Origin of the sequence: Mycobacterium sp., from assembly GCF_046095365.1 — a bacterium.
In the GTDB taxonomy this organism is placed as follows: Bacteria; Actinomycetota; Actinomycetes; order Mycobacteriales; family Mycobacteriaceae; genus Mycobacterium.
This window is the reverse complement of sequence record NZ_JBJTJF010000090.1, coordinates 1-8,533: the sequence shown is the minus strand read 5'-3', so window position 1 is coordinate 8,533 and position 8,533 is coordinate 1. Positions and strand designations below refer to the sequence as shown.

Annotated in this window: 8 protein-coding genes and 3 pseudogenes; 6 read left to right on the top strand and 5 right to left on the bottom strand. The window is 70.1% G+C overall.

All coding sequences use genetic code 11. The features are described from left to right. Positions 1–19 precede the first annotated feature (19 nt). From ACKOQ4_RS07860 to ACKOQ4_RS07850, 3 genes and pseudogenes are all read right to left on the bottom strand, one after another. Positions 20–247, bottom strand: a complete 228-nt coding sequence (locus ACKOQ4_RS07860) for an exodeoxyribonuclease VII small subunit (RefSeq protein ID WP_526290536.1) — start codon at positions 245–247, stop codon at positions 20–22. Next, positions 244–1,460, bottom strand: a pseudogene (gene xseA / locus ACKOQ4_RS07855) (exodeoxyribonuclease VII large subunit). The gene ACKOQ4_RS07860 and the pseudogene xseA overlap by 4 nt, the downstream one beginning before the upstream one ends. Then, complete coding sequence (locus ACKOQ4_RS07850; RefSeq protein ID WP_526290534.1) at positions 1,457–2,059, bottom strand: lipid droplet-associated protein; 603 nt, start codon at positions 2,057–2,059, stop codon at positions 1,457–1,459. Before ACKOQ4_RS07850 ends, xseA begins: the two are co-directional and overlap by 4 nt. A gap of 52 nt (positions 2,060–2,111) precedes the next feature. On the opposite strand from ACKOQ4_RS07850, the gene ACKOQ4_RS07845 reads away from it, so the two are divergent. Further along, complete coding sequence (locus ACKOQ4_RS07845; protein ID WP_526290532.1) at positions 2,112–3,110, top strand: 4-hydroxy-3-methylbut-2-enyl diphosphate reductase; 999 nt, start codon at positions 2,112–2,114, stop codon at positions 3,108–3,110. Between the two features lies 1 nt (position 3,111). Here the strand turns inward: ACKOQ4_RS07845 and ACKOQ4_RS07840 are convergent, their stop codons facing one another. After that, the gene (locus ACKOQ4_RS07840) at positions 3,112–4,149 is read right to left on the bottom strand and encodes a DUF6542 domain-containing protein (RefSeq protein ID WP_526290530.1); all 1,038 of its coding nucleotides are present in this window, start codon (positions 4,147–4,149) and stop codon (positions 3,112–3,114) included. A 99-nt stretch (positions 4,150–4,248) separates the two neighbouring features. On the opposite strand from ACKOQ4_RS07840, the gene ychF reads away from it, so the two are divergent. From ychF to ACKOQ4_RS07820, 4 genes and pseudogenes are all read left to right on the top strand, one after another. After that, complete coding sequence (gene ychF, locus ACKOQ4_RS07835) at positions 4,249–5,328, top strand: redox-regulated ATPase YchF (protein ID WP_526290528.1); 1,080 nt, start codon at positions 4,249–4,251, stop codon at positions 5,326–5,328. Between the two features lie 57 nt (positions 5,329–5,385). After that, positions 5,386–5,517, top strand: a pseudogene (locus ACKOQ4_RS07830) (type II toxin-antitoxin system VapB family antitoxin); the annotation flags it as partial. 210 nt (positions 5,518–5,727) lie between these two features. Beyond that, the gene (locus ACKOQ4_RS07825; RefSeq protein WP_526290526.1) at positions 5,728–6,111 is read left to right on the top strand and encodes a hypothetical protein; all 384 of its coding nucleotides are present in this window, start codon (positions 5,728–5,730) and stop codon (positions 6,109–6,111) included. Positions 6,112–6,205: 94 nt separating this feature from the next. After that, positions 6,206–7,402: a class I SAM-dependent methyltransferase gene (locus ACKOQ4_RS07820; protein WP_526290524.1), complete on the top strand. Its 1,197-nt coding sequence runs from the start codon at positions 6,206–6,208 to the stop codon at positions 7,400–7,402. Here the strand turns inward: ACKOQ4_RS07820 and ACKOQ4_RS07815 are convergent. Beyond that, positions 7,392–8,240 carry an alpha/beta fold hydrolase gene (locus tag ACKOQ4_RS07815; protein ID WP_526290522.1) on the bottom strand — a complete coding sequence of 283 codons (849 nt, stop codon included), beginning with the start codon at positions 8,238–8,240 and terminating at the stop codon, positions 7,392–7,394. The genes ACKOQ4_RS07820 and ACKOQ4_RS07815 overlap by 11 nt on opposite strands. A 104-nt stretch (positions 8,241–8,344) precedes the next feature. Here ACKOQ4_RS07815 and ACKOQ4_RS07810 point away from each other — a divergent pair. Beyond that, a pseudogene (locus ACKOQ4_RS07810) lies at positions 8,345–8,533 on the top strand (Mce protein); the annotation flags it as partial.

Here is an 8,533-nt window from a genome sequence, read left to right as displayed (position 1 = left end):
ACCAGCACCGCGTCGGACATCAGTCCTCGTCGGACTCGGATACCGACAGCGCGGATTCGATCCGTGCGCGGGCGCCGGCGAGGTGTTCCTCGCAGCGCTTGGCCAGCGCCTCGCCGCGCTCCCACAGTTTCAGCGAGGTGTCCAGATCCAGGCCGCCCTGCTCGAGTCGGCGCACCACCTCGACGAGTTCGTCACGGCAGGCCTCGTAGCCCAATTCGCCCACCGGTACGGGTTCGTTCTCGCTCATGCCGCTCCGTCCTCCCGGCCCGTGCTGACGGCGCCCACGGCGCCGTCGGAAAACCTGATCCGCAGCCGGCTGCCCTCCGGCGCCCCGGCCGCGGAACGCAGCACCCCGCCGGGCCCGTCGACGCGCTGAACCACCGCGTAACCCCGGGCGAGGGTGGCCGCCGGTCCGAGCGTCGACAGCCGGGCCGCCAGATGTCCGACCCGGTCGGACTCCGCGCTGACCAGCCGGGTGACGTCGCGGCGGCCCGCTCCACCTCCTCGGCGCGCAAGGCGATCATCCGCATCGGCTCGGCCAGCACCGGCCGGCTGCGCAGTTGGCTCAGCGCCTGGTGTTCGCGGGACACCCAGTTGCGCAGCGCCCGCCCGCAGCGGCTGCGCAGATCGGCGACCAGCCTCGCCTCGGCGGCGGTGTCGGGCACCACCCGCTTGGCGGCGTCGGTCGGGGTCGCCGCCCGCACGTCGGCCACCAGGTCGCACAGCGGGTTGTCGGGCTCATGGCCCACCGCGCTGATCACCGGGGTGCGGCAGGCGGCGATCGCCCGGCACAACGTCTCGTCGGAGAACGGCAGCAGGTCCTCGGTACTGCCGCCGCCCCGGGCGATCACGATGACGTCGACCTGCGGGTCGCCGTCGAGTTCGCGCAGCGCCTCGACGATCTGCACCACCGCGTGGGGTCCCTGAACGGCGGTGTTGCGGATGGCGAAGCGCACCGCCGGCCAGCGGGCCGCGGCCACCGTGGTCACGTCGTGCTCGGCCGCGCCGCCCCGGCCGGTGATCAGGCCGACCAGGTTGGGCAGGAACGGCAGCGGCCGCTTCAGGCGCGGGTCGAACAGGCCCTCGGCATCCAGAACCTTGCGCAGCATCTCGATACGGGCCAGCAGCTCACCCAGGCCGACCGCCCGAATCTCGCTGAGCCGCAACGAGAACGAGCCGCGCCGGGGGTCGAACTGCGGTTTGGCGCAAACCACCACCTGCACGCCCTCGACCAGTTTGACCGGCGCGCCGCGCACCAGGTCGGTGCGGCAGTTGACACGCAGCGACATGTCGGCGGCCGGGTCGCGCAGCACCATGAACGTGGTCGGACCGCGAGAGGCGATCTCGGTGAGCTGTCCCTCCACCCAGACCACTCCGAGCCGGTCGATCCAGCCCTGCACCCGGGTGGCCACCGATCGCACCGGGTACGGGTTGTCCGCGGTGCCGAGCTCGCCGCTCACTTGGCGGTCGCGCGGGTGATCCTGTTGGCCAGCAGCGTCTGGAACGGAGCACGCGCCTTGGCGGCCTCCTCGTAGGCCAGCAGCGTCTGCAGATCCGCCACGCTCAGCGACTGGATCCGGGCGCGCAACTGGGCCAGCGTCAGCGAGTCGTACTCCAGTTCCACCGCGACCGGCGGCGGGGTGGCCGACGGTTTGGCCGCCGTCCGCTCGGAGCTCTTCCGGGTCTTGGCCGGCTTGTCCCCGGCGGAGCGCGCTGCGCCGCGGGTGCCGGCCCCCTCGGTCACCGAGTACAGCGCGAAGCGGCCCTCGGTCTTGCGGGTGCCGTTGGCGGGCGGCTGCTCGGGTTCCTCGGGCACGTCCTCGTCGAAGGTCGCCCAGTCCGGTTTCTCCTCCCTGGCCGGGAAGATCGTCTCCAGGGCGGCGTCGCCCTTGATGGCGAAGCCGGCCAGGTCCTGCTGGAACTTCATCACCATCTGGGCCAACGTGCTGGCCACCGTCATCGGGTACATCACGATGGTCTGCGGCAGCTTGCGGGTCTCCTCCAGGGCGGTCACGGCGACACCGACGATCAGCCGGATCCCATAGGGTGCTGTTGCCATGCGCACAGCGTACGGTGACCCGCCCACCTCGGTGAGAACGTAGGCTGATTCCATGCCGCCTACCGTCGACATGGGGATTCCGGGCAGCACCGGCACGGCCGCCTACCGCGGCGGCAAGCGGGTGCTGCTGGCCGAGCCCCGGGGTTACTGCGCCGGCGTGGACCGCGCCGTGGAGACCGTCGAGCGTGCGCTGGAGAAGCACGGGGCGCCGGTGTACGTGCGCCATGAGATCGTGCACAACCGCCACGTGGTGGACACCCTGGCCCAGCGCGGAGCGGTCTTCGTCGAGGACACCGAGGAGGTGCCCGAGGGCGCGATCGTGGTGTTCTCCGCCCACGGGGTGGCGCCCACCGTTCACGAGTCCGCGGCCGCCCGCAGCCTGCAGGTGATCGACGCGACCTGCCCGCTGGTGACCAAGGTGCACAACGAGGCCAAGCGCTTCGCCCGGGAGGACTACGACATCCTGCTGATCGGCCACGAGGGTCACGAGGAGGTGGTCGGCACCGCCGGCGAGGCGCCCGACCACGTGCAACTGGTGGACGGCCCGGACTCGGTGGACGCGGTGACGATCCGGGATCCGGAGAAGGTGGTCTGGCTGTCGCAGACCACGCTCAGCGTCGACGAGACGATGGAGACGGTCGCCCGGTTGCGTGAGCGTTTCCCCACGCTGCAGGACCCGCCCAGCGACGACATCTGCTACGCCACCCAGAACCGGCAGGGCGCGGTCAAGGCGATGGCGCCGGAGTGCGACCTGGTGATCGTCGTCGGCTCACGCAACTCGTCGAACTCGGTGCGGCTGGTCGAGGTGGCGCTGGGGGCCGGCGCCCACGCGGCGCATCTGGTCGACTACGCCGAGGACATCGACCCGGCCTGGCTGGACGGCGTGACGACGGTGGGGGTGACCTCCGGAGCGTCGGTTCCCGAGATACTGGTACGGGGCGTTCTGGACCGGCTGACCGAATTCGGTTACGGCACAGTGCAGACCGTCACCACCGCCAACGAGACACTGGTGTTCGCACTGCCGCGCGAGATCCGCCCCGCGCGGTCCTGACCTAGCGTCGCGGCCGGTTGCGCGAGGCGTCGACGTCCGCGTCCGGCGGTCGAGGGTCGCGGTAACGCACCCGCGAGATCGGATGGTGGGATGGTTCCCGGTCGCTGCGCGCCGGCTGCCGCCACGGCTCGTAGGAGTCCCCGTAGGAGTCCCCGTACGAGTCCCCGTACGAGTCATAGCCGCCGTAGCGGGAGTCGCGCCGGTGACCGCGGCCCGACCCGTAGGACTCGCGGCTCGGGCGGCGAGCCGGATCGTAGGCCTCCCAGCGCTCGCGCGGGTCCCGGCGCGGCGGCGGCGGGATGCGGCGCGGGTCGCGGGTCTGACGCCGCGGGTCCGGCGCCCGGTCGGAGTCCCTGACCGGACGGCGGCCGCGGCGCGGCGCGTCGGCGAAGTCCTCGGGCACCGGGCGGGCGTGCCGCCCCCGGGGAACTGCGCGCTCCTGCGGGCCGCGGGCGCGGGAAGCCGGGCGGCCGGCGACGTGCCGGGGCCGGGACGGGCGGGTGGCGTGGTCCCGGTCGGCCGGCCCGCTGCCGGTGAAGGCCGAAGCCATCCTGGCCGACAGACCGGCCATCATCCCCGCGCCGCCGGTGCGCGCCGGGGCGGCGGCCTGCGGCGAGGACGTCGCGCGATACCAGCGCAGCAGTCCGACCAACAGCGTCACCGCCGAGGTGAACAGCATCAGCGGAAAACGTTCGATCAGCGGGTAGCCGCAGGTGATCAGGGCGTCCTTGAGGCCTCCGAAAGCCGATTCGTGGAACAGGTAGTAGGCCAGCGGGACCGCGACGAACAGCACCAGCGGCGGCTGGATCACGGCGGTGAAGATCCCGGACCGGCGCACCGTCACCGCCGCGGCCACGCAGCCCAGGGCGTAGCAGCCGGCGAAGGCGACGCCGAGTTCCTGGTTGCCGGAACCGGCTTCGATGCCGATCCCGATCAGCGTCGCCGTCACCGCGATCAGCACCGCGCCCCACCACGGCACACCGCCGTCGCGGGTGTGATCGGAGCGCGCGGCGGCCCCGGTCCTCGGCTGATCCGGCACCCCTAGACCGTACCGGCTGACCCTGCGCTGAGCCTGTCAGCGGGCCGGGCGTGCCACCGACCCGGAAGGCCCGCGCCCGGCGCCTCCTAGACTCACCCCGTGAGTCTGAGTCTGGGCATCGTCGGTCTGCCCAATGTCGGTAAGTCGACCCTGTTCAACGCACTGACCCGCAACAACGTGCTGGCGGCCAACTACCCGTTCGCCACCATCGAACCCAACGAGGGCGTGGTGGCGCTGCCGGACCCGCGGCTGGCCCGGCTGGCCGAGATGTTCGGTTCTGAGCGGGTCCTGCCCGCGCCGGTGACCTTCGTCGACATCGCCGGGATCGTCAAGGGCGCCTCGGAGGGCGCCGGGCTGGGTAACAAGTTCCTGGCCAATATCCGCGAGTGCGATGCCATCTGTCAGGTGGTCAGGGTCTTCGCCGACGAGGACGTCGTCCACGTCGACGGGCGCATCGACCCGCGTTCGGACATCGAGGTCATCGAGACCGAACTGATCCTGGCCGACCTGCAGACCCTGGAGAAGGCGCTGCCGCGGCTGGAGAAGGAGGCCCGCAACAACAAGGAGCGCAAGCCCGTCCACGAGGCGGCGGTCGCCGCGCAGGCCGTGCTCGACGCGGGCACGACCCTTTTCGCGGCGGGTCCGAAGGTTGACAGTGCCCTGCTGCGCGAGCTGAACCTGTTGACCACCAAGCCTTTTCTGTACGTGTTCAATGCCGACGAGTCGGTGCTGGGCGATGACGCCCGGATCGCCGAACTGCGGGCCATGGTGGCGCCGGCCGACGCGGTGTTCCTCGACGCCAAGATCGAGGCCGAACTCCAAGAACTCGACGACGAGTCAGCCGCCGAACTGCTGGAGTCGATCGGCCAGCACGAGCGCGGTCTGGATGCGTTGGCCCGGGCGGGTTTTCACACCCTCAAGCTGCAGACCTACCTCACCGCCGGGCCGAAGGAGGCACGGGCCTGGGTGATCCGCCGGGGCGACACCGCGCCGAGGGCGGCCGGGGTGATCCACTCGGACTTCGAGAAGGGCTTCATCAAAGCCGAGGTGGTCTCCTTCGACGACCTGACGGCCGCGGGCTCGATGGCCGCGGCCAAGGCGGCCGGCAAGGTCCGGATGGAGGGCAAGGACTACGTCATGCAGGACGGCGACGTGGTCGAGTTCAGATTCAACGTGTAACGCCAGCCCGAGACGTGGCATCACGATAGGCGTCAATGATGCGGAAGTGGGTGTCGGGTGAGGACAACGGTCACGACCGATGACGAGTTGTTGGCGAAGGCGGCCGAATTGACCGGGGTGCATGAGAATGTCGCCTTGCCCCGGCACGGATTGCAGACGTTGATCCGGGTGGAGAGCGCCCGACGATTAGTGCCCGGGGCGTAATTGTGGACCCGGGACAAACGGCTGCAGTCTGCTTGTGCCGACGTCGACATTCCTCTGTTTGTCGGTTGATGTGGGGAACGCCGAGTGTGGGGGGATAGGTAGGCGATCGGCAACGATTGCGTACACGGGGCTCAGCTGGCGGGTCGCCGGACGGCGAGGAGGGGTAGTTTCCGCGCCATCGGTAGGATGCCGGGCATGACGAGAATGACTTTCGGTATGCGCGGGCTTTCACGTGTCGGGACTGCGGCAGGTCTGGCCGGTCTGGCCGTCGCGCTGGCGGTGCCGGCCCAGGCGGACGATCTGAACACCACGACGTGCTCCGAGCAGCAGGTGATGTCCTCGATCCAGCAGAACGACCCCATCATCTGGGGCCGGATCAGCGGGGATCCCAAGCTGGAGCAGGAGTTGCGGGTCGGGCTCGCGGTGGTCCTGGCCGCTCCGGCGGGCCAGCGCCAGCAGCAGGTGACAAATCTGGAGCAGACCCTGGGCTACCAGCAGTGGGCGGGTGTCAGCGACGACATCATGAACTCGTCCACCGGTCCGATCGGCCGAGCAGTCAACAACTGCCACGCCTTCTGAGTCCGCTGGCGGGGCCGCCCCGGGTCCGGGTGCGCCGGACCGGCGGTACTCTGTCGTCGCCGCGCCGCCGGGGTCTAGCGAGGAGGGGTCAGCCGTGAGCAACGATCCGAAGAGCGATGTCATCAACCGTCAGTACGAGCGCTGGACCTACCCGGCGCCGATCGAGGACATCCCCGACTGGCTGAACTCGAACTGGCAGTGGTACGACCCGACCCACGCCCATCCCGTGCTCTGGCCCGACCGCGGGTACCGGCCGGGGATGGACATCCTGATCGCCGGCTGCGGCACCAACCAGGCCGCGGTGTTCGCCTACAACAACCGCGACGCCAAAGTGGTCGGCGTCGACATCAGCCAGGCGTCGCTGGATCACCAGCGTCACCTCAAGGACAAGTACGGCCTGGACAACCTCGAGTTGCACCTGTTGCCCATCGAGGAGCTGCCCAGCCTCGGCCGCCAGTTCGACCTGGTGGTGTCCACCGGTGTGCTGATGGTGATGGCCGACCCGCAGGCCGGGATGAACGCTCTGGCCCAGTGCGTGCGACCGGACGGCGCCGTCGCGATCATGGTGTACGCCAAGTACGGCCGGCACGGAGTCACGTTGCTGCAGTCGGTGTTCCGCGACCTCGGGCTGGGCCAGGACGAGGAGTCCGTCCGGATGGTGCGTCTGGCGACCTCGATGGTCGGTCCAGACCACCCGGTGCGGAGCTACTTCAAGATCGCGCCGGACCTGGAGTACGACGCGGGTGTGGTGGACACCTTCCTGATCGGCCGCGAACTGACCTACAACGTCGAGGACTGCCTGGGTTTGATCGAGGGCGCGGGACTGGTCTTCCAGACCTGGCTGCTGAATTCGCCCTACTACGCCCATGATTTCTTCGAACCCGGCAACGCCTTCTACGCCGCGGTCAACGAACTGCCGAGTCCCAGGCACTGGTCGGTCATGGACCGGTTCCGGGCCACCAACGGCTGCCATTTCTTCGTGGCCTGCCGTCCGGAGCGGCCCAGGGAGAGCTACGCGATCGACTTCTCCAGCGACCGGGTGCCGGACTACGTGCCGGTGTTCCGGTTCCGGAGCGGCTTCGAGGGCAATCGGATCTACCGCTCCGGATACCAGATGGAACTTCCCCCCGAGCAGGTCGCCCTGATGCTGCACGTCGACGGCTCCCGCAGCATCCGCGAGATCACCCGGTTGGCGGCGGCCCAGAACGGCACCGTCACCCCGGAGTACGCGCGCCGGTTCTTCGAGGCGTTGTGGCGTCTCGATTTCGTGACGCCGACGTTCAAGGGCTGACGAATCCGACGACCGCTTCGGTGAAGGCGTCGTTGTCGTCACCGGCCGCGGTGTGCCCGGCTTCGGACAGTTCGACGAACTGCGCGTGCGGCACCTTGGCGAGGAAGTCCTCGACCCCTTCGGGGCTGACCACATCGGAGAGCTTGCCGCGGATCAGCAGGATCGGAATCGTCAACTCCAATGCGGCCCGCTCGAGTGCGTCGACGTCCGCGAACGGGTCCCCGCCGTTGGCGGTCACGAAAGCCGGATCCCAGTGCCAGTGCCAGCGACCCTGGTGGTGACGCAGGTTCTTGCGCAGCCCCTCGAGGTTGCGCGGACGGCGCCGGTGCGGAAGATAGGCGGCGATCGCGTCGGCGGCCTGCTCAAGGGTCTCGAAACCGTGCACGTGGCGGGTCATGAAGTCCCGGATTCGTTCGGTCCCCTCGTGCTCGAACCGCGGCACCACGTCCACCAGCACAAGTCCGGTGACCCGCTGCGGGCCCGCCCGCCGGGCCGTCACGATCCCGGTCAGGCCGCCCATGCTCGCGCCGACGATCACCACCGGACGGCCGATCTGATCGAGCACCTCGGCGATATCGCCGGCCAGCACGTCGACGGTGTACTGGCCGTCCGGCGCGCGATCGCTGTCGCCGTGGCCCCGCGCGTCGAGGGCGATCACGTGCAGGCCCCGGTCGGCCAGCGCCTGCCCGGTGTTCTTCCAGGAGAACCGGTTCTGGCCACCGCCGTGCAGCATCAGGACCGTCGGGTGCCCGGAGTTCCGGCCCGCGTCCGCGTTCCACTCGTCGCCGACCAGCCCCAGCCCCCCGTCCCCGCGGAACCGCTGCAGGGAAGAGCTCAACTGCGACTCCTCTCGCGGGTGTGCTGAGCACGTTACCGGGGCCGCCCACCGGTACCGTGACCACCCAGTGGGCGATCCGCCCGCATGCCCGCTGAGGAGCCGCGATGACGACCCGCGCCGCGATCGCCGGTTTGGCGATCCTGGCCGTGCTCACCGGCTGGCTGGGCTGGCGCGACATCTCGGTCCGCCGCGCCGAGAGCGTGCGCGAGCGTGTCCTGGCGGCCGGCCGCGAAGGGGCGCTGGCCCTGACCACCATCGACCACCGGCAGGTGGACGCCGACGTCCAGCGCATC